Annotated in this window: 15 protein-coding genes; 7 read left to right on the forward strand and 8 right to left on the reverse strand. The window is 63.4% G+C overall.

The genetic code is table 11. The annotated features are described in order from the left end of the window. The first annotated feature begins 86 nt into the window (after positions 1-86). Genes PIN31009_RS00265 through PIN31009_RS00280 form a run of 4 tightly spaced genes read left to right on the forward strand, consistent with a single transcriptional unit; the run spans position 87 to position 4,265 of the window. Positions 87-1,190, forward strand: coding sequence for a hemin-degrading factor (locus PIN31009_RS00265; protein WP_150788937.1), 1,104 nt, complete (start codon positions 87-89; stop codon positions 1,188-1,190). After that, the gene (locus PIN31009_RS00270) at positions 1,187-2,191 is read left to right on the forward strand and encodes a heme/hemin ABC transporter substrate-binding protein (protein WP_246185457.1); all 1,005 of its coding nucleotides are present in this window, start codon (positions 1,187-1,189) and stop codon (positions 2,189-2,191) included. The genes PIN31009_RS00265 and PIN31009_RS00270 overlap by 4 nt, the downstream gene beginning before the upstream one ends. Before the next feature lie 31 nt (positions 2,192-2,222). After that, entirely contained in the window at positions 2,223-3,347 is a 1,125-nt protein-coding gene (locus PIN31009_RS00275; protein ID WP_246185458.1) for a FecCD family ABC transporter permease, read from the forward strand. 45 nt (positions 3,348-3,392) lie between these two features. Continuing rightward, positions 3,393-4,265, forward strand: a complete 873-nt coding sequence (locus PIN31009_RS00280) for a heme ABC transporter ATP-binding protein (RefSeq protein WP_150788938.1) — start codon at positions 3,393-3,395, stop codon at positions 4,263-4,265. 11 nt (positions 4,266-4,276) lie between these two features. On the opposite strand, the gene PIN31009_RS00285 is transcribed toward PIN31009_RS00280, so the two are convergent. From PIN31009_RS00285 to PIN31009_RS00300, 4 genes are all read right to left on the reverse strand, one after another. Beyond that, complete coding sequence (locus PIN31009_RS00285) at positions 4,277-5,248, reverse strand: delta(1)-pyrroline-2-carboxylate reductase family protein (RefSeq protein WP_058376619.1); 972 nt, start codon at positions 5,246-5,248, stop codon at positions 4,277-4,279. A gap of 241 nt (positions 5,249-5,489) precedes the next feature. Next, positions 5,490-7,802 carry a penicillin-binding protein 1C gene (pbpC, locus tag PIN31009_RS00290; protein ID WP_425495446.1) on the reverse strand — a complete coding sequence of 771 codons (2,313 nt, stop codon included), beginning with the start codon at positions 7,800-7,802 and terminating at the stop codon, positions 5,490-5,492. Then, positions 7,795-8,574 carry a lysoplasmalogenase gene (locus PIN31009_RS00295; protein WP_150788940.1) on the reverse strand — a complete coding sequence of 260 codons (780 nt, stop codon included), beginning with the start codon at positions 8,572-8,574 and terminating at the stop codon, positions 7,795-7,797. Before PIN31009_RS00295 ends, pbpC begins: the two co-directional genes overlap by 8 nt. Before the next feature lie 19 nt (positions 8,575-8,593). After that, positions 8,594-14,638, reverse strand: a complete 6,045-nt coding sequence (locus tag PIN31009_RS00300) for an alpha-2-macroglobulin family protein (RefSeq protein WP_150788941.1) — start codon at positions 14,636-14,638, stop codon at positions 8,594-8,596. 195 nt (positions 14,639-14,833) lie between these two features. On the opposite strand from PIN31009_RS00300, the gene PIN31009_RS00305 reads away from it, so the two are divergent. After that, on the forward strand, positions 14,834-15,349 hold the full coding sequence (locus PIN31009_RS00305; RefSeq protein WP_087690672.1) for an FUSC family protein: 516 nt from the start codon (positions 14,834-14,836) through the stop codon (positions 15,347-15,349). Positions 15,350-15,402: 53 nt separating this feature from the next. Here the strand turns inward: PIN31009_RS00305 and PIN31009_RS00310 are convergent, their stop codons facing one another. Continuing rightward, positions 15,403-15,915: an Lrp/AsnC family transcriptional regulator gene (locus PIN31009_RS00310; RefSeq protein WP_058376622.1), complete on the reverse strand. Its 513-nt coding sequence runs from the start codon at positions 15,913-15,915 to the stop codon at positions 15,403-15,405. 141 nt (positions 15,916-16,056) lie between these two features. On the opposite strand from PIN31009_RS00310, the gene phhA reads away from it, so the two are divergent. After that, a complete protein-coding gene (gene phhA, locus PIN31009_RS00315; RefSeq protein ID WP_174996850.1) occupies positions 16,057-16,902 on the forward strand; it encodes a phenylalanine 4-monooxygenase in 846 nt (281 codons plus the stop codon). A gap of 214 nt (positions 16,903-17,116) precedes the next feature. After that, positions 17,117-17,422, forward strand: a complete 306-nt coding sequence (locus PIN31009_RS00320; protein WP_058376624.1) for a 4a-hydroxytetrahydrobiopterin dehydratase — start codon at positions 17,117-17,119, stop codon at positions 17,420-17,422. A gap of 120 nt (positions 17,423-17,542) precedes the next feature. On the opposite strand, the gene PIN31009_RS00325 is transcribed toward PIN31009_RS00320, so the two are convergent. The 3 genes from PIN31009_RS00325 to PIN31009_RS00335 form a co-directional block, all read right to left on the reverse strand. After that, positions 17,543-17,995 carry an SET domain-containing protein gene (locus PIN31009_RS00325; protein ID WP_058376625.1) on the reverse strand — a complete coding sequence of 151 codons (453 nt, stop codon included), beginning with the start codon at positions 17,993-17,995 and terminating at the stop codon, positions 17,543-17,545. Between the two features lie 159 nt (positions 17,996-18,154). Continuing rightward, positions 18,155-18,796, reverse strand: coding sequence for a MarR family winged helix-turn-helix transcriptional regulator (locus PIN31009_RS00330; protein ID WP_174996852.1), 642 nt, complete (start codon positions 18,794-18,796; stop codon positions 18,155-18,157). 1,319 nt (positions 18,797-20,115) lie between these two features. Continuing rightward, entirely contained in the window at positions 20,116-21,231 is a 1,116-nt protein-coding gene (locus tag PIN31009_RS00335) for a YbdK family carboxylate-amine ligase (protein WP_087690668.1), read from the reverse strand.

Consider the following 21,231-nt stretch of genomic DNA (forward strand, 5'->3'; position numbering starts at 1 on the left):
GTCAGACAAGTCAGACGATGTGCCCGCCGCCGTGCGGGCACGTGCCAGCCACCTGCCAGCAAGCTACCGCAACAAAGGAATTTGCCATGATGAACGCTCAGAACGCCTCCGCCACCGCTGCTTCCAAGCCGGTCTTTCCCGCCCTCGCCGACGTCACCCGTCTGCGCAGCGAGTTCCAACGCCTGAAGTCCGAGCAGAACCTGCGCGATCGTGACGCTGCGGCGGCGCTCGGCGTGTCGGAAGGCGAGACCGTCGCCGCGTTTGTCGGCGAACACGTCGTGCGTCTGCGCCCGGACTTCATCGAGATTGTCGAAGCCCTGCCCGCGCTGGGCCGCGTGATGGCGCTCACGCGCAACAACGCCGCCGTGCACGAGAAAGACGGTCCGTACGAGAAGCTCTCGCACAACGGCACCATCGGTCTCGGCCTCGGCAAAGAGCTCGATCTGCGCATCTTCTATCACCAGTGGGCCTTCGGCTATGCCGTGGAAACGCCGGCGGAAAACGGTCCGCGCCGCTCGCTGCAATTCTTCGACAAGACCGGCACGGCCGTGCACAAGATGTTCCTGCGCGATCACAGCGATGTGGCCGCGTTCGAAGCGCTCGTCGCCAAATACCGCGCCGACGACCAGACGCCGGGTGAGCACGTAGTGGCTGCCGACGCCCCGAAGGCCGAAACGCCCGACGCGGACATCGATGCCGCCGCGTTCCAGCGCGACTGGCTCGCCATGACCGATACGCACCAGTTCTTCGACATGCTCCGCCGTCACGGCGTGTCGCGCGCACAAGCCCTGCGTCTGGCGCCTGCCGATCACGCACAGAGCATTCCCGCGTCGTCGGTGCGCACGCTGCTCGAAGATGCCGCCGGCACCGACCTGCCGATCATGGTCTTCGTCGGCAACGCCGGCATGATCCAGATTCACACCGGCCCGGTGAAAAACATCCGCGTGATGGGCCCGTGGGTCAATGTGCTCGACTCGGACTTCAACCTGCACCTGCGCGAAGACCTCGTCGACACCGCGTGGATCGTGCGCAAGCCGACGTCCGACGGGATCGTGTCGTCGCTGGAACTGCTCGACGCGTCGGGCATGGTGATCGCCATGTTCTTCGGCGAGCGCAAGCCGGGTCAGGCCGAACGCGAAGACTGGCGCGAGACGCTGGCTCGCGTGGCCGCTGCCGGAGCCGCCGCGTGAAAACGACATTCGACGCACGTGATGCCGTCATCGACACGCAATCGGTGACGGCATCGGGCACCCCGGCAGGCGTGCCCGGCAAGCCTGCCCGGCGAGCGCTGCTCGCGGGCGGTGCAGCGCTTGCGGCGGGCGCGTGGCTTTCGCCATTCGCCATGGTCTCGTCGGCACGGGCGGCCACCGCTGCCGTGCCCGCTTCCATGCCCGCCAACGCCGCTGGCCCGAAGCGCGTCATCGTCGCAGGCGGCGCGCTGACGGAGATCGTCTACGCCCTCGGTGCGCAGGACCGTGTGGTCGCCAACGACCTCACCAGCCTGTACCCCGAGGCCGCGACCAAGCTGCCCAAGATCGGCTATCTGCGCACGCTCTCGGCCGAGGGCGTGCTGTCGTTACATCCCGATCTGCTGCTGGCCGGTGCGGAAGCCGGTCCGCCGAACGTGTTGACGCAAATCGCGGCCGCCGGCGTGCCGGTGAAACGCTTCACGCACGGCTACACCGCCGAACTGGTGCGCGACAACATTCGTGACGTCGCCGCCGCGTTGCGCGTGAACGACGATGGTGCGCGCGTGGCCAATCGCTTCATGGCGGACTGGCAGAAGGCACGCGACGAGATCACCCAACGCTATGGCAAGCAACGTCGCCCGCGCGTGTTGTTCATCTTGGGTCACACCGGCAATCAGGTGATGGTGGCGGGGCAGGACACGGCGGCCGACGCGATGCTCGCCTTCGCCGGTGCCGACAACGCGTTGAGCGGTTTCACGGGGTATCGCCCGTTGACGGCAGAAGCCGCCGTCGCGGCACAGCCCGATGTGTTGCTCACCACCACAACCGGTCCGTCTAGTGTCGACCCCGCCGCCACGCTGCTGGCACAACCCGGGCTGGCGAATACGCCCGCCGGACGTGCCAAACGCGTCGTGAGCTTCGACGCACTCTATCTGCTCGGTTTCGGACCGCGCCTGCCGCAAGCGGTGGCCGAACTGGCGCAACGCGTGCACGCGGCGTAAAGCTGCTATTGGTCCGCTATTGAACGAAGATATGTCAGCCGCTCCCCCGCTCAACACAACCAATACGCCCAATACACTGAACAGGCTCGCGCAACCTGCGACCGGCATCGCTCGCCGGCGTCCGCCGCGATGGCTGGTGATGACAGTACTCGTCACGCTGCTCGCGCTCACGGTGCTTGCGGCGCTCTGTGGCGGCGCGTATCGGATTGCCCCCGGCGAGGCCATCATGGCGCTGTTTCGCGGCGCCAGCGGCGACTTCGTACAGGATCAGGCGCGCAGCGTGATGTTGCAGATTCGTCTGCCGCGCATCGTGCTCGGCATCCTCGTGGGCGCCGGGTTCGGCGCAGCGGGCGCGGCGTTGCAGGCCCTCTTTCGCAACCCGCTTGCCGATCCCGGACTGATCGGTGTGGCAAGCGGCGCAGCGTTAGGTGCTGCCGGCGTCATCGTGATGGGCGGCGTGTTGCTGCCTGCCGCGCTCGCCGCGTCCCTCGGTCTCTGGATGCTGCCGCTGGCCGCATTCGTCGGTGCGCTGGGCGTGACCGCCCTCGTCTACCGGTTGGCGGCCGGACGGGGCCGTCTGGCGTTGCCGTTGTTGTTGCTCGCCGGGATTGCAATCAACGCGATCTCCGGCGCCGCCATCGGCTTGCTGACGTATCTCGCCAACGACACGCAACTGCGCACCCTCACGTTCTGGACGCTCGGCAGTCTGGGCGGCGCGCAATGGTCGATGCTGGCCGTGATCGTGTGGCCGGTGGCGCTGGGCATCGTCGTGCTGGCTAGCCAGTGCCGTTCGCTCAATGCGCTGCTGCTTGGCGAAGCCGAAGCCTTGCACTTGGGCGTGGCCGTGCAGTCGGTAAAGCGTCGCGTGATGGTGGCGTGTGCGTTGTGCGTCGGCGCGCTGGTGGCGTCGAGCGGGATGATCGGCTTCATCGGCCTGATCGCGCCGCATATCGTGCGCTTGGTGGTCGGCCCCGATCCGCGTGCGGTGTTGCCTGCGGCGGCGCTGTTCGGCGCGATTCTGACGCTGCTCGCCGATCTGGTGGCGCGCACGTGGGTGTCGCCGGCGGAATTGCCGCTCGGCATTCTGACGGCGCTGCTGGGCGCGCCCTTCTTCCTGATGCTGCTGTGGCGACGCCGTGGCCAGTTCGGGCTGTAGGACGAGACGCCAACAACGTGCACCGACACCGAACAGGAATTCAACATGCTTAGCGCCCACAATCTGACCATTGCTCACACCGATTCGCCCGTGCTCGACGGCCTGTCGCTCGACATCCGTCCCGGCGAATTGCTGGTCTTGCTCGGGCGCAATGGCGCGGGCAAGAGCACGTTGCTCAAGGCGCTCGCGGGCGAGCCGATGTCGCCGCGGGCGCGAGTGTCTGGCGCCATTACGCTCAACGGCGCGCATCTCGCGCAATACACCACGGCGGCATTGGCCCGGTTGCGCGCCGTGTTACCGCAAACGGCGCAGTTGTCGTTTCCGTTCAGCGCGCTGGAAATCGTGACGATGGGACGTTTGCCGTTCGCCACGCCGCGACGCGGCAACGCACGCGGTGCGAGCGACACGGAGATTGCGACGGCGGCGCTGGAGCGCGTAGGCGCGGGGCCGCTGTTGCATCGCGACGTGACGACGCTTTCCGGTGGCGAATGGGCACGCGTACAGTTCGCGCGGGTGCTGGCGCAGTTGTGGCCGTCGGAGGCTTCGGGTGCTTCGGGTGCTTCGAAGGAGCGCGAAGCATCGGTACCGCGCTATCTGCTGCTCGACGAGCCGACGGCGGCGCTTGACCTCGCGCATCAGCATCATCTGCTGTCGCTCACACGTGAATTGGCGAAGTCATGGGGATTCGGCGCGATGGCGATCGTGCACGACGTGAACCTCGCGGCGCGCCATGCCGACCGGATGGCGCTGCTGGCCGACGGCCGCATTCTTGCCACAGGCACGCCGCGCGAGATCATGCGCGCCGATCTGATCGAGCAGACGCTCGGATTGCCCGTGCATGTGATTACGCCCGACCTTTCACACCTCTCGCACATCTCTGCGGGGGCGGCGGGCGTGCCGATTGCGCTGCCGGCGTAAACGATGGCTACTCAAGCTTCCGGCACACCGTCCTTTTTGAGATTGGCCCGTGCGCACAGCACAGCCGCCAGATCCCACAGCGCGTAACCCACGCTCTTGAACAGTACCGGGCCGCTGGCGCGGAAACGGTCGGGGGTGATGATGGCGTCCATCAACGGTGCGGCACGGCCCCAGTCGATCGCGGCGTGCAGCAAATCGCCCGCTTCGTGTTTGACTTCCCACGTATCGACCACCAGTGTGCCGCGCACCGCTGCGTCACGGCACAACTGCGGCGGAAGTTCTCGCATGTCGGGCCGGAACGCGCCGACGCCCGCGACAAAAATGTCGTCGCGCCACCGCATCGCATCGCTATCGGGCAACACCGGTTCGCTGCTCGTGGTGGCCGTGATGACAATGCTCACCGTACTCAGCACCGGCTCGATCGCATCAACGACTGTCGCCTCGACGCCAAGCGTTGCGGCGTGATCGGCCAGCGCATGCGCACGCTCGGGGCTGCGCGAGAAAATCATGAAGTGACGCGTACCCATGCCGGCCGCAAAGGCTTCGAGATGCGCACGCGCCTGCACCCCCGCGCCGACGATCAGCACCGGGCCCTGCGGTCGCGGCGCAAACTTGCGCGCGGCAAACAGCGTGACAGCCGCCGTGCGGCGCCCGGTCACCGTGGGTCCGTCGAGCAACATCAGGCGCTCGCCCGTGTGGGGATCGAACACCATGACTTCGCCGATGATCGACGGCTTGCCCGCGCGACAGTTCTCGGGATGCACCGTAATGTGCTTCGTCATCGCCACATCGCGATTGGTGGCGGGCATGACAAGCAGCACGCCGCCGCGACGGCCGCGTTCAGGTTCGGTCAGGGGAAAATGCAGACGCTCCGGCGCACGCGCCGTGCCCGAGCGCATCTCCATGAGCATGGCCTCGATACCATCGGCCAGTTGCGGATAGGGAAGCAACTGCGCAGTTTGCCGCGCATCCAGCGTGATCATCGATGTGTCTCCGCTACAGGGCGTGTCCGCACAGTTCGATGGCGTTTCGACTCGCTACCGACACATCGCGTCACGTATTGCCAAGATTGCCAAGTCTGATTTTTAGTGTAGCGCGCATCGCGTCGACGCGTCTGCTTCATCAAAAATTAATCAGGGCAATCCTTGTGGCGGAATAAGCACATTCCACGCACATTCCAAACACATTCCCAGCAGATTCACTTCACGAACAGCGCACATGCGCTCAGCGACTCGCATTGCGCATGCGCTTGCCGTCGTTCACGCTCGCTCCGCGTACCTCGAAATGAACGCTATCGCGCACCGTGCCCGAGGCGTCGACAAGTTCGAGCGTATGGCGTCCCGGCCAAGGCAACCAGCTCACGCGAGCACCGCCGCTCAGCGGCTTGCCATCGAGTCGCCACGCGGCGCCCTTGGGCCACGCTGCGGCCACCTGAAACCAGAGGCGTTGATTAGCGGGCGGAATGTCGGGGTCGAGCGCGACGATGGTGCCGTCGGCCGGTCCGGAAATGCGCCAGAGCGGGCCGCCCGGTGCTTTCGACGCGAGCGACGACAAGGCAATGGTGCTTTGCCCGGTGCCCGCGAGAAACCACTCTTCGCGCGCGGGTTCGACGTGCTCGGCATACTGCACTGCGACATGCTCTACGCCCGCTGGTGGCGTTGGCGGCAGGCTGGCCGTGCGGCGGTGCAGATAGTCCATCACGCGATGCCAGATCGGCGCCGCCCCCGAGACACCGGAGACATCCCACATCGGCGCACCATCCGCATTCCCCACCCAGACGCCGACCGTATAGCGGCGCGAATAGCCCACCGCCCAGTTGTCGCGCATGTCCTTGCTGGTGCCCGTTTTGACGGCCGTCCAGTAGCGTGTGGAGAGCGGACTGTCGAGCCCGAACGTGCGCGTACGCGCCTGACGATCGGAGAGCATGTCGGACACGATGAAACTCACCTGCGGCGAGAAAACGGTCGTGTTGGCGTTGGCGTTGGCGTTGGCGTTGGCGTTGGCGTTGGCGTTGGCAGCGAGTTTTCCGGTACCTGCGCGGGCGGCAACCGGCATTTGATCGCGCGTGGCGCTCGCCACACCGCTGTTGGCCAACGCGCGATAGGCGTTCGTCAATGAAAGCAGCGTGACGTCGGCGCTGCCCAGTGCGAGGCTAAAACCGTAATAGTCGCCGCTTTGCGTCAGCGGCAGACCCAGCGACACCAGCGTTTGTGCGAAACGGCGCGGCGTCACCATCACCAACGTGCGCACCGCTGGCACGTTCAACGACGACGCGAGCGCCGTGCGCGCGCTGACCCATCCCTTGAAGTGGCGGTCGTAGTTCTGCGGGATATACAAACCGCCACCTGTCGGCAAGTCGAGCGGCGAATCGTCGAGCAACGTCGCCGCCGTGATTCGCTGTTCAGCGATGGCCTGCGCATAAAGGAAGGGCTTGAGTGTCGAGCCCGCCTGACGTAGCGAAGTCACCCCATCGACCTGTGCCGCCGCCGAGAGTGCGCCCGACGAGCCGACCCACGCGAGAATGTCGCCACTGGCGTTGTCGATGACCACCAGCGCGCCATCTTGCACGTTGCGTGAACGCCCGGGTGCACCAAGCTCACGCAGCGTCTGTTGCAAAGTGGTGACGGCCATGCGCTGAAGATTCGCGTCGAGCGTACTCGTCAGACGCGTGCCTGCGGGTGGCCGGCTGCCAGAGAACAACCGGCGCGCGAAATGCGGCGCCAGATTGACCGCGTCGCGCGTGGTCATGACGGCCGCGGGACGTGAGAACACGAGTTGCGTGTAACCCTCCAGTCCGTTGCAGTCGTTGGCTGCACCGCCGACGCCACCAACGCCGCCAGCGCCGCCCTGCGCCATGTCGCGGAGAATGCCGCAGGCCCGTTGCGACACCCGCGCAGCGGGCGCATTCGGCGCGCGCAACAGCGCCACGGCTATCGCAGACTCGCGTGCGTCCAGTCCGATCGGCAGCTTGCCGAAGAGCGTCTGCGACACCGCCGAGAGTCCGACCAATTCGCCCCGGAACGGCACGAGGTTCAGATACGCCTCGAGAATCTGATCCTTGCGCCAGCGTTGTTCCAGCCACACCGCCGTCGCGGCTTGACCGACCTTCTGTGTCATCGAACGATTGCGCGTGTTCGGCCGTAAATCGTCGTCGAGCAAACCGGCTAACTGCATCGTCAGCGTCGATGCGCCGCGCGTTCGTGAGTGCCAGAGATTGCCCCACGCTGCCGCCGCCACGCCTCGCCAATCGACACCGCTGTGCTCGTAAAAACGCTTGTCCTCAGACACGATCAACGCCTGCCGGAACGCGGGTGAGACGTCGGCCAGCGTGACCCAATCGCCACGTTGCGCACGCATGTCGGCACGCAAACGCTGCAACGGCTGCCCATGACGATCGAGCAAGATCCAGTCGGACGCGCGCCAATCCTGCCGCATCTCATCAAACGACGGTACAGCATGCGCAGGCTGCACGGCTTGTAGCGTGCAAAGTGCGAGCGCAACGACGACCGACGCCGTCAGACGACGAAGATCAGGCACTGCGGGCGTCTCCACTATTTCCACCACTTTCACCGCTTCCGCTGCTGTCGCCACTTCCAGTGTTTGCACCGGAGGCGCGCGCGTCATTGCCCGGGCGTTTGGCCAAGATGCCGGCCGTGAGCAACAACTGCGCCAACGCGTAGAGAATCCAGATGGTGTATTCCTGCGCGGGCACGCTGCCGACGAAGCGGGTGGTGCCGATCAGCGCATCCGAGACGGTAAAGAGCAATGCACCGACGGCGGCCCATTCCCCCCCGACATTCGCGAGCAGCGCCGCCGATGCCATCATCGCCAGCACGATCACGTAGCACGCCACGGGCGCCTTCAATTCGCCCATACCGGGCCAGTACATCACGTACGCGAGCGCCGCCGTGATCCATACCAGCACAATCGCGACCCGATGCCACGCGGGCACTTGCGACCACCGGCGCCGTACGCGCCAGAAAAGAACGAAGTAGGCAAGATGCGCCAACAGGAACGCGCCGAGCCCCAGCACAAAGCCCTGTGCCATCCCCGGCAATGCGAGCAGCACATCCCCCGCTCCGGAGAAGATCAACGCCGCGCACAACCACATGCGCTCGCGGTGTTCGCGGTGGTAGAGCGCAGCAAACAGCAACATCACGCACAGGAAGACCTTGGCGACGGCCTGATCGGGATACGGCGCACCGCGCAACGACACCGCATAGGCGGCACCCGCCGCCGCCGCGAGCCACCAGAAGCGTCGTGCTTCGCGCGGCAGCGCCGCCGCAGGCTGGAAGAAGTTCGACGTCATTGCGCCCTCACGCTCCGATTCATTTGGCCGGAATGACCTGCACCACCGCGTTAGGCGACTCGCCATACATCGCAGGCTCGTACATCGCTTCGACACGCGTCGGCGGCGTCGCAAACTTGCCGACGTTGTTCAACCGCACGGTGTACTCGATACGATGCTGGCCCTTCGGCAGATAGTCGTAGTACGCACGATAAGCATCCTGCGCACGCTCTTCGAATGCCGGCATGGCGCCTTCGCTGCGCTCACCTTGCGCCGCAATCGCGGAGTCGCGGCCCAGCCCGCCACCCAGTACCGTTGCGCCGCCCGGCAGCGGATCGCTCACGACCACCCAGCGCATATCGGCTTGCGCATCGATATCGAGACGCACACGCAGCACCGCACCGCGCAGGTAGCTGTCCCCCGATTTATCGGCCGCATCCTGCACCTGCACGCTGCGAGTGACCCGATAGCCTGCAGAGAACGGTGCCTTGAGCGGTACCGCCGCGAGACTCTGGATCGTGGCCCACGGCTTGCCTGCGCCGGTCTGGTCCAGCCGCAATACGTCGCGACCATTGTCGGCACCTGTGGCGGCCTGCGCGAGCCACGGCAGCGATACCGCAGGCGGCACCGTGCCCGCTTTCAGCTTGTCCCAATCGACGGTCTGCACGCCACCGCTCGTCTGGTTGTCGCGCTGCCACTGGATAGCCGTCTGGCCCGTCGGCGTGTCACGTTCGAACCGTGCCGAGAAGCGATCCACGGCCAGCCCACCCCACACGTTCGCCGTGGTCGTCGACCACGCGCCGCGCGATTGCAAGCCGAGCAACCCGATGATGAGACGTGGCATTTCATCCTTCCATGCCGGGTTCGCGTTCATCAGCAGTGCTAGTCGCGCCGCGTTGGTTTCCGGGCCAACCATCAGCCACCAGAGCCCGTCGCTGGACTGCGTCGAGAAGCCCACACGCGTGCCCTGATACGACAGACGCGCCCGCAGAATCTGCTCGGCCTGCGCCATCTGCTCCGCGCGTTGCGGCACATCGGGCAAGCGTTGCAGAATCGCGTACCAATCGATAACGGCCGAGGTCGGCCAGTCGTTCGGCGCAATCGTGAGCGAACTCAGCATGCGAGCGTTGGCGCGGCCATACCGCGAAAGCGCTTCGATCGCCGTGAGCTTGCGCAGCGTCAGGTCGTCGCGCGGTGCCCAGAACTTGCGAGTGAGGCGGCCTTCCACAAACGCCGCCAGCCCGTCTTCCATGCGCGCGAGCGCGTCATCGGGGATGGCGTACGCCGGGTCGAGCGCCTTGGCTTCGTTGCTCATCGCGAGCAGATAGGCGGTGAGCGTGTCGCTACCTTGATTGGCAAATCCTTCCTGCGGCGGGAAGTAGCTGGCCAGACCGTCTTCGTCGAGATACGACGGCAACGTCCCCGTCACCCGCTTCCACTGCGCGACATCCCGCAAGCCCAGCGCCTTCGACGCCTGTTGTTCGAGGCACGCATACGGATACAGCTCGAACCAGCGTTTCACGCCCGGCAGACCTTGCGACAGGCGCGGCTGCAAGCTCACGCGAACGCCGCCACGCAACTTGCCTGTGCTGTCGGCCACGGCGCCGGCAGGCGCCGCCATCGGCAACGTGAGGCTGCCTTCCACTTGCGTGAGCACCGACTGCTGCACGCTCGCGGGCAATGCCGGCTGAATGTCCTGACCGACCTTGATCGCATCGCTCGCCGCCGCCGCGCCACTCACCGCAGGCGCCTGTGCCGAGACTTCCCAAATCACGCGTTGCGCACGGGTATCCGCCAGCCCCGTCGGCGCAGTGACCTCCCACGCCACTTCGCGCGATTCGCCCGCCGGCACGTCGATACGTTGCGGTGCCAGCGTGAGTTGTGTCGCCCGGGCGGTCAGTTGCACCTGCATGGCGTGCTGCGTCGTGTTGCGTACCGTGAATTGCGCGCGGTAGTTATCGCCCTCGCGCACCAGCGGCGGCAACCCCGAGATCAGTTGCAGATCCTGCGTGGTGCGGATCGTCGCCGTGCCCGTGCCGAACCAGCCGAGCGCCTTGGCACTCGCGTCGCCGGGTTTGCCGTCGTCGGCAATCGCCACAATGCGGAAGCTCGATATCGCGTCGTTGAGCGGCACATCGACGCTCGCCTCGCCCTTGTCATCCAGCACCACGCGGGGCTGCCACAACAGCAATGTGTCGAACAGTTCACGCGTCGGGCTCTTGCCGCCACCACCGCCGGCCGGTACGGCCTTGCGGCCATAGTGTCGGCGGCCGATGATCTCCATCTGTGCGGTGGCCGTCGTCACGCTGTAGCTGCGGCGCTGCCACATGGCGTCGAGCAGATTCCAACTGGTGTTCGGCGCCAGCTCCAGCAATGCCTCGTCCACGGCGGCGAGCGCCACTTCGGACCCCGCCGGCATCGGCTTGCCGTCCGGCTGCGTCACTTTGATGCGCACCTTGGCATGACCGCGAACCGGGTAAGTCGCGGCATCCGGTTTCACTTCGACGCCGAGACGCTGACCCGCCGTGCCCACGCGAAGCTCCGTGACGCCGAAGCGATAGGCCGGCTTGCCCAGATCGACCAGCCCCGTGGGCGCCTGATATTCGCGCCCCTCGTACCAGAACGCGCGGAACCACTCGAGCGGCTGTTTCCAGCCCCACTGGAAGAACGAATACCAAGGCACTTCGTGAATACGTCCGCGCACCGCCAGCACCGAAACGTAGACGTTCGGGCCCCACGACGGGTCGACCTTCAGCGAGATATTCGGCTCCTTCCCTGAAATCTCCATAGTGCGCGTCTCGATCACGCCTTCGCGTTCGATCGACACGAGTGCGGTCGCCGTACGGAACGGCATGCGCACCTGCAACTTGGCCGTCTCACCCGGCTCGTAGGTGCGGCGCTCCGGCAGCACATCCATGCGATCGGTGTTGTCACCGCCGAACCACACTTCGCCGCGTCCGGTCACCCAGACGCTGGTCGTTGCCGTGCTCAGATTGCTCTTGTCGTCCTTGGCCTGCGCCACCAGCGTGATTTCGCCCGGCTGGGTGAGCGACACATCGCACGACAGCAGCCCGCGATCGTCCGTCTTGCCGCTGCACACCGTACCGAGATCCTTGACCTCGGTACGGTTGTCATAGGCGTAGAAGCCGCCCACCATCCGCTTGCGGCTGCTGGTGGTGATACGTGCCTCGGCACGCACGTCCATCGCCACACCGGCCTTCGGCTTGCCTTGCAGATCCAGCGCAATCGCCTTCACGGGCAGCTTGTTGGTCACCGATACCCAGCTTTCGCTGCGCACACCGGTGATGAGATTGGCCGGCCATAGCGTGCCGTTGCCGCGCAGCGTCTGAATCTCGCCATTCGGATCGGCAAAGCTCGCTTCCAGCACCAGATCGCTCGGACGGTCGACCTTCGGCAGATCCTTGAGCGTGAGGCTGCCTGCGCCATTGCGATCGAGCACCAGACGCTGCTTGTCGGCGACAAGCTTCTGATCGCTCGCCCCTGCCCCGTCGTCACCATTCTGATCGTCGTCATCCGACGCGCCGGTCTGCGCTGACGGCGGACGATAGGGCGTGAAGCTGAAATCGTCATATCCGTCGAACGTAAGATCGCGCGGACGCAGCAACGCCGACACGCGCACCGGCAGATTTCCCGCCGGACCGCCTGCCACGTAGTTCACCTGCACGTTCAGCGGTGCTTCTGTCTTGTTGATGAGCGGCGACTTCGCCGCGTCGCGCACGCCAATGCTGCCCGCCAACACGGGCAGGCGGAACGCTTCGACACGGAAACGCCCGGCATCGAGCGACGCCGGGTAATTCGGCGGCCGCTTGTCGCCATCGGTGTAGTCGAGCGTGACCGAGTACTCGCCAAGCTTGGCACCCTGCGGAATCTGGAACGCGTTCTCCGCCAGCCGGCCGTTGCGCCAGTTCACGGGCTGCGTATAGGTCTGCCCCGATCCTTCGTGCGTGATGGTCAGTTGCGACGGCAGGCCACCCGGCAACGACAAGCCCTGCATCGTTTCCTGACGGATGAAGTGCTTCATCGAGACGGTTTCGCCGACGCGGAACAACATGCGGTCGAACACCGTTTGTGCGCGCACGGTCGGGCTGCTGCCGCCGTCGGTCGGCACATGGAAACGCCACGGCTCGATACCGCGATTCCAGTCGGACGAAACGAAGGCCATGTCGGGATCTTCGCCCTTCGTGCGGGCTACGACGAAGTAGCCCGACCGACTCGTCCTCTCGCAGTACTTGTAGCTCTCGAACGGTTTGTCGATCTTCGCGACGCCCGTCTTGTCGGTTACCGCAGTGCCGACTTCATTGCCGTCGCAATCGAGCACACGCACGCTGGCGTTGGGCACCGGCTGACCTTTGTCGAGCGTCGTCACCCATGCCACGGCGTTATCGCGGCCCATCTTGAAATGCACGCCAAGGTTGGTCACGAGCACCGTCGTGCGCACATACATCGGCACCGCTTTCCCCAACAACGCCGCCGCCAGTGAGGGCGATGCCAGCTCCACCACGTAGAAGCCCGGCTTCTGGAACGGAATGCCGACAACTTCGAACGGACGCGGGTCTTTCTCCTTGGGCACCGGCAACGTCAGTGCCTGCACGCCCGGCAGGCCGGAGAGCAGCGACAGGCTGCGCGTGTCGTAGCGCGTGACCTTATTTTCGACAATCGCCGCGGCGTTCGGGCCAAAGCTGTCTTTGGCGGCCGGCGCAGTAAGAATCGACGGCATGTCGCCGGCGATCTGCTTGCGCGTCATCCATGTTTCGTCGAAACGGCGTACGCGCGACAGCCACTCCAGCACTTGCGTGTCGTCCTCTACGCGCAGTTGCATGGTGCGTCCGTTGGCGGCCGCTTCCCCCGCGACACCAAGGCCGTTGATCTGCAACGCCGGTTCGACCTTGCGCAGCGTGACCGGCAACATCGGTGGCATGCCGGGTTCGGCAAATCGCTCGACGATACCGAACGGCGCGGCGGCAAACTTCGCCAGCGGCGGCATCGTCGATGTCTTGGTATGCAGCGGGAACTCACCGGCATTGGCCAGCGGGCGTCCGCTGTCATCGGCGAAGCCCTTCGGCAGCGTAATAGTCAGTTCCGCCTTCTCGGGGAACGGTGCATAGAACGTCACATCGGTCACGCTGGCCGAGCGGTCCGAGGCATCCATCTTCGGGCTGCGTTCCGCCCCGGCCCCGGTGACGCGAAGCTTGGCGGCCATGTCGCGTGCGACCGGAGAGTTGAACGTCAGTCGCAGCGGACGCAGCGGCGTGCACGGCGCGTTGGCGTTCTCGCGCTCGCAGCTGAAGCTCGCAGTGAACGGTTCGCGCACTTCGTATTCGAACGGGCGCGCCTTGCGCGTCGCCACACCCGACGGCGTCGCAATGCCCGCGCCCCAGACCAGATGCATCTTCGCACCAGCCGCCAGCGTGCGATTGCATTGCAGCATCACCACGCGCGACGCCTGCTTATCCAGATTGAATCGCTTGAGCAGCGCCGTGCGCGCGTCCCCCTCGATCCACTTCACACCAATGCGCTCACCGATGCCTTCGGTCTCGCACCATGCGTTCTGGCGCACGCTGGCAGGGTCTGCCTCGCCGTTGAGCGTGAGAACGAAGATCTGGTTTTCGTCGATGGGGCCATACGACGGGCGAATCCCTGTCACGGCAGGGCCACCGGTGTTGAACGCGTAGCGTGTCGTGCCGGACACCGCTGTGCCGGAGACGGCGGACAAACCGCTGCGCATCTCTACCGTGCACTTCGCGCCGGGAGGCAACGATTGCTTGAAGTCGTAGACCCAGATTTTGGGTTCGAGCCAGTGACCGTCACCGGTGAGTTTGGCATCGGAGCAACGCACGGTTGCCGGTGCCTGCGCCCGCGGATCTCCCGCCGGGACGATCGCTTCGTCGAACTTGACGACCACCTGATCGACGCTGGCGACTTCACCCTGCGGACTCACACTCGTCACACGCGCGGCGTGTGCGGGCGACGTCGCGAAGACGCCAAGACAAAGTGCCGCCAGCGCCAAAGGCGCGGCCGGCCAGACTCGTTGCGTTCGCTGTGTTCGCTGCGTTCGGCTATGCATGCCGGACTCCTCCCGGTTTCTGGTCATCGGATTCTACCCTGCACCTTTTGGCATTTCGAACCATTTCCCAGTGACAACCGCGCGGATTCATGGCAATTCGGATTCCAGAGCACGGTGCTTCGGACAATCGGCCTGTGGGCCTCGGACGCGGCCTATGTCACACTGCCAACTTCCTGTCTTCGTGCTATCTGCCCCATGTCCATCGCCTTTCTCCATCCGAAGAAGAATGCGCTGGTCTATCTGGTCAAGATTCTCACCGGATCGCTGATCGTCTGGTTCGGCCTACGGGCGGCCGGTTTTCCCGAACCGTATTGGGCGATGATTTCGCTCATCATCGTGACCGAGCCCGATCCGTTACAGGCGCGCAGCAACTTCAAGGCGCGCTCGATCAATACGATCAGCGGGGCCATCGTGGCGTGTATTGTCTTGCTGGTCATGGGGCCGGGATTGGCGGCCATGCTGGTAGGAATCACCATCGCCACGCTCGCGGCGATGCTGGTGCAGAACTATCCGGCCAACTGGCGGCTGGGGCCGGCCACGGTCGTCATTCTGATGTCCGCTGCGCTGAGCGGTCAGGGACAGGGGCTTCACGAGGAGCTGAGCCTCGCGATGCTGCGCGTGATCGAGGTATTGGTCGGCTCGACCGTCGCGCTCATCATGTCGCTGATCTATGGGCGTTACGTCAAACCCTGGTTGATGCCGGGCGACTAAGACGGACGATTCGAGGCGAACAATGCGAGGCAGGCCATTTTGGCCCAGCCCGATCAGTCGTCCGAGCCGACCACCCGGCGCACACCCGTGCTGCGTGCGAGATAGTGCAGCGGCAGTGAGTTGCTGCGCTTGAAGGCGCTCAACACGATGTTCGAGCGCACGTTCTCGACGCCCGGCACCTGCATCAGACGCTTCATCACGAAGGCCGACAAGGCATTGAGGTCCGGCACGACGATGCGCAACAGGTAATCGGCCTCGCCGACCACCGCATGGCACTCGAGCACTTCAGGCAGCAGATCGATCTCGGCCTGAAAACGCTCGATGACGTGATCGCCATGATGTTGCAGGCGCAGCGTCGTGAACGCCGTCACGCCAAGGCCCAACACTTCAGGCCGCAACACCACCCGATACCCCTCGATGATGCCCGCCGCTTCGAGCCGCTGAAGCCGCCGGCCGATCTGCGACGCCGAGAGCGCCACATCTTTGGCCAACTCATGATGCGTGGCCCGTCCGTCCTTCTGCAAGGACTCCAACAGGGACAGATCGTAGCTATCCAGATCAACCATGACGATTCTCCGCAATAAATCGCTTATTTTTGCGAACTTTATGCAAACGGCTTTCACCACAGGCGCATTATGCGCCCATTTCGCATGCCATGCGCACTACACTTTCAATCATTGTTACTGCCTGATTGAGACGTAAGCATCATGTCCACCACCGCCATGCTCAAAGAGCAATTCGACGCCGGTCTCACGACCCGGCCCGACTTCACCATCGATCAACCCGTCGAGCAATACGGCGCGGTTGACCACGCGGTGTGGCAACAACTTTACGAACGCCAGACCGCCATGCTGCCGGGCCGGGTGTGCGACGCGTTCATGGACGGCATTCGCGCTCTCGACATGGACGCCCGCCGCGTGCCGGAGTTCGCCCATCTGAACGAAAAGCTCATGGCGGCCACCGGCTGGCAAGTGGTCGCGGTGCCCGGTCTCGTGCCGGACGAGGTCTTCTTCAACCATCTGGCGAATCGTCGCTTTCCCGCCACGTGGTGGATGCGCCGCCCCGACCAGCTCGACTACCTGCAAGAACCTGACTGCTTTCACGATGTGTTCGGTCACGTGCCGCTGCTCGCCAACCCGGTGTTCGCCGACTTCATGCAAGCCTACGGTCAGGCCGGCAAGGTCGCGCAGGAAATCGGGGCACTGCCGCTGCTGGCGCGTCTGTACTGGTACACGGTCGAATTCGGTCTGATGCGCGACGGTGACGGGCTGCGCATCTACGGTGCCGGCATCGTCTCGAGCCGCGGCGAAACCGAGTTCTCGCTGACCTCGAACGAACCGAACCGGATCGGCTTTTCGCTTGACCGGGTGCTGCGTACCGAATACCGCATCGACACGTTCCAGCAAACCTACTTCGTCATCGACGACTTTGCGCAACTGTTCGACGCCATGCGCGCCGACCTGCCCGCGCTGTTCAAGGCGCTGGCGGCAGAGCCGTCTTTCGCCGCCAACGCCCGCCTGCCGGAAGATACGCAGATCATTCTGCCGGCGTGATGGCCCGGCCCGGTCGATGTTGAGCAAGACCGGGCCGCTTCCGATGTTGCTACCGGATGTTGCTAAGTTCCGCCTACGGGATCTTGCCCGTCCGGGCGGAACTTGCGCGCACGTCGCATCTGCCTGTGAAACAATAGCCATTCGACGGGCTCAAAAGGCGCGTCGATTCGATATTCGATTCGTACTGTACTGAATACGCTTTGAAAGGAATGCCATGACAACACGACTCTCATCCGAGACGCGCGCCAGCCTGGCGGAAGTGCTGCCCGAGTGGCACCAGGTGGTTGGACGCGACGCGATCCAGCGTAGCTTCACATTTCACGATTTCAATGAGGCTTTCGGCTTCATGGCGCAGGTCGCGCTCAAGGCCGAAAAAATGAATCACCATCCGGAGTGGTTCAACGTCTACAACAAGGTCGACATCACGCTCTCGACGCACGATGCCGATGGTCTTACCCAGCGCGACGTCGATCTGGCGCTCGCCATCGATCAGTTCGCGGGCGATCGCGCCTCGGCCTGATTTCAGCCGGATCACGACGTCTCACTCTTCCACTTTTTCACCCAGCATCGGACGGTATCGCGGCCACTGAGGGCCCGGTCCGCACCGATGCCGCGGGTTGATATCCCGATGGATGTTCCGTCAGTTCTTTGGTGCGAGCAATGTGCCACGGCACTGTTTGCTGCCGCAATGGCAGGCGTACTCGCGCTTGAGTTTGGCGGTGTAACGCGCGTCGATCACTAATCCGTAATCATAGAAAAGCTCTTCGCCGGCGTCGATCTCGCGCATGGCGTAGATCTGCACGTGCTCGCCCTCTTCGCGCGCTTCGCAATTCGGCGCGCACGAGTGGTTGATCCAGCGCGCATTGTTGCCGTCGACTTTGCCGTCGATGCAACGCCCGTCTTCCAGACTGAAGTAGAACGTATGCGTGGGATGCGCCGGGTCGTGCGGATGACGACGCAACGCTTCTTTCCACGAAATGACCTCGCCCTTGTACTCGATCACGCGTTCGCCTTTTTTGAGACGCCTGACCGCGTATACGCCCTTGCCGTGGACGCCGGATTTTCTGACTTCGATTCTGCGCTTAGCTGACATGTATATGCGACGAGGTTTCGTGGGTACAAAAGAGCGCAGTGTACAGGGCCGCGCCGGTCATGTGCATGACAAGTCCCGACGAAAAAAAACGCCACCCATGCCGGATGGCGTTCCCCCCTCGTTCGCGCCGCCTGGGCGTTGCGACGGATGGCCGGTCGCTCAAGCCTTGCTGTAGAGCTTCCAGACCTTGCGCTGTGTGGCGATGTCCGCGTCCTCATGCGAATTGCAATCGAGAGGAATTCGCGAATCGTCGTAAGTCGCATTGAAATGATTGCAATGGAACTGGCCCTTGCCGCGCGGCGCTGCTTCGAAGTGCGAGCAGGTCAGACACATGCGCTGCGGCGGCATGTCACCGCGCTCTTGCATCGTGAAGACCAGCTTGAGCAGCGCGCGATAGAGCTGAGCACATTCCTTGTCGCCCAGCGAGTCGGCCGCCGTCGTCAGGAAGTTGGGCCACTGCGACGCCCGCTTGGCGGCGGTACGGCCGCAAGCGGTCAATCGAAGCGCCAGTGCCCGGCCGTCGTTGGCATCGCGCCGTTTCTCGACCAGTCCCTTGGATTCCAGTGTACTCACGGCCTCACTGACCGTGGCCGATGTGAGTGCGGCATCCTCCGCAATCTCACCTAATCGCATCGGCACGCCACGCGAGAGCAGGAGCGTCAGAATCTCTCCCTGCGTCGGCGTCAATCCAGCCAATGCCGCGCCCTCCCAGGCGTGGCTCCGTAACGCCGTTCCCATGCGCAACAAACCTGCCGTTACGCGCTTGGAGAGCGCTTCATCTAGTGGGGTCGGAGTAGCCATGATTTTCGTTAGGATTTCTAAAAACTATACGTCGGTAAAACAGCTTGTCAAATTTACTATCAGGCGGTGCATCACACGAGTTGCCTTGCCTTTCCATCAATTTCGGCGCCCCGCCCGGGGGAAACCCTGACCCACTTCCGTGTCGATACGCGACGGCAAGTCGCTGTTGAACCTGCCTTCCCGCCACGATTCCATTGTGTGTTCTGAGTCGAATTTTGGCGTATCAGTTCTTGTACTGATCTCCCAGATCCTAGGCGCGATGTTTACAAAATATTGGTGTCCTGCTCACTCGCAGCGCGAATCGTGACAGCGTCAAAAACATTTCGCATCCCATGCGAATTCACTCGCTAAGCCAATAGATGTAACGCCGTGTCTTGTCTCGCACCCCGCACCAATCGCAAGCATCCGTGCAAAGCCGCGCCGGACTTGGCTCGCAGGCCGTAGCGACGCTTTTTGATTGACGAGCGTCCCTGTTACGTCCCCGGGAAAAATGCCTCGAATATCGAGAGATCCGCTTCGCTTTAGCGCATGCGCTGGCGTATACGAAGCGCGCCTGTGTTTCGGACAGAACGCAAATGTTCTGAAACACGAACGGCGACCCTCAGTCGCATAACGACCCGTTCGGCGAAAAATTCGGGGAATGAGCTGATCGGCATGTCCGGTGAGCGCACCTTTTTGACATGCGAAATGAAGAAATGGACGACGACGGCGATTTCGCGCGTTACAGCCAATAAAACCAACATCAATCACTTCGGATAACACGCGCGGTACGTCACAAAAACGGAGTGGCGAGATTGTAGCCGCGAACCTCACAGACGAAGTGAGAACGTCAAAATTATCCACAAAACCGTGTTTTCGGGGGTCTGCTGCACAATATTTAGGCGCCTGTGGATAACTTTATGGATAACTTATCGGAGTACGTGTGCATGGGTTCGGGATAACTTGCCAATCTTTCCACAGGGGGCAAAAACTGTTCAGAGTTGTTCTGGAGATACCCGCTGTTTGTCCATCCAGTTCTCAATCGGGCAAGTTGATGTTTACAAGGCGTTAACTGTGGTTATCCACAGGAGTGGGCTGCCTTTGTTAACTACTACTATGTATACATACAGTAAACCTATTAAAACCTTAAAACATTGCTACGAGCGGCGCGAAAACCGGAAAACCCGGTAGGGACGAACAGTGGAAAACGCAGCGCTTGCGATGCGTGCAACAAGCGTTGCAGACAATAAAAAACCCCGCCAAGGCGGGGTTTCGTGACACCGATCGCTGAATCAGGGCTTCATCAGCACCCTGACAGGCGCTCTGGCAGGCCTACGGCGTCATGACGCCCACCGCAGACACTGCTGACGGACCATCTCGTTGAGCGACTTCGCATCCGCGTGGATCTGACGCAGCCACACGGCGTCGTTCATGCCCGAGGCCACCAGTTGGCGGATCTCTTCACACGCGGCTTCGGCTTCCAGCACCGCTGCGTGGGGCTTGATGACCTCCAGCGTCTGGGCGATGTGCTGACCCAGCGTGGTCCGCTCACCGCTCTGCGGATCGACGTAAGCGCCTTCCAGACCGAAACGGCAGGCCTCGAAGCGGTTGAACGTGTAGACGAGGTAGTCGTCCTCGCTCAGCGTGAACGGGCGCTCCTCGAGCAGATAACGGGCCAGAGACTGGATGTAACAGGCGATGGCAGCCGCCCGGTCGACCGATAAGGGGGTATCCATCACTCGCACTTCGATCGTCCCAAAGCCCGGTTTTGGACGGATATCCCAGTAGAAGTCCTTCATGCTCTCGACGACGCCCGTTTTGACCATCTTGTCGAAGTACGTCTCGAAGTCTTCCCACTTGAGCACGAACGGCGCACGGCCCGACAGCGGGAACGCAAACACCGAGTTCAAACGCGCGGAGTGAAAGCCCGTGTCCACCCCTTGCACGTACGGCGAAGAGGCCGACAGCGCAATAAAGTGCGGGATATAACGCGACATCGCGTGCAGCAGGTAAAGGGCGCTATCCGGGTCCGGACAGCCGATGTGCACGTGCTGACCGAACACCGTGAACTGCTTGGCGAGATAGCCGTAGAGCTCGGAGAGGAAATGAAAACGCGGCGAGTCGTAAATCGTGCGCTCGCTCCAGCGCTGGAATGCGTGAGTGCCGCCTCCGCATAAGCCGACGTTGAGCTGTTCGCTGGCGCCGATCAGCACGTCGCGAACCCTTCGCAGTTGCGAGACGGCGTCGCTGTGGTGGTGACAGATATCGGTCGAAAGCTCGATCATGCTTTCGGTCATTTCCGGTTTGATTTCCCCCGGATGTGTCTCCTTCGCCACCAGCCGCATCACGTCCGACGCGGCCTTGGTCAGGTCGTAATCGTGGCGATTGACGATCTGCATCTCGAGCTCGACACCGAAGGTGCACGGCTTCGAGGGGATGAATTCTTCTAATGACAT

Source organism: Pandoraea iniqua (genome assembly GCF_902459685.1).
Taxonomy (GTDB): Bacteria; Pseudomonadota; Gammaproteobacteria; order Burkholderiales; family Burkholderiaceae; genus Pandoraea; species Pandoraea iniqua.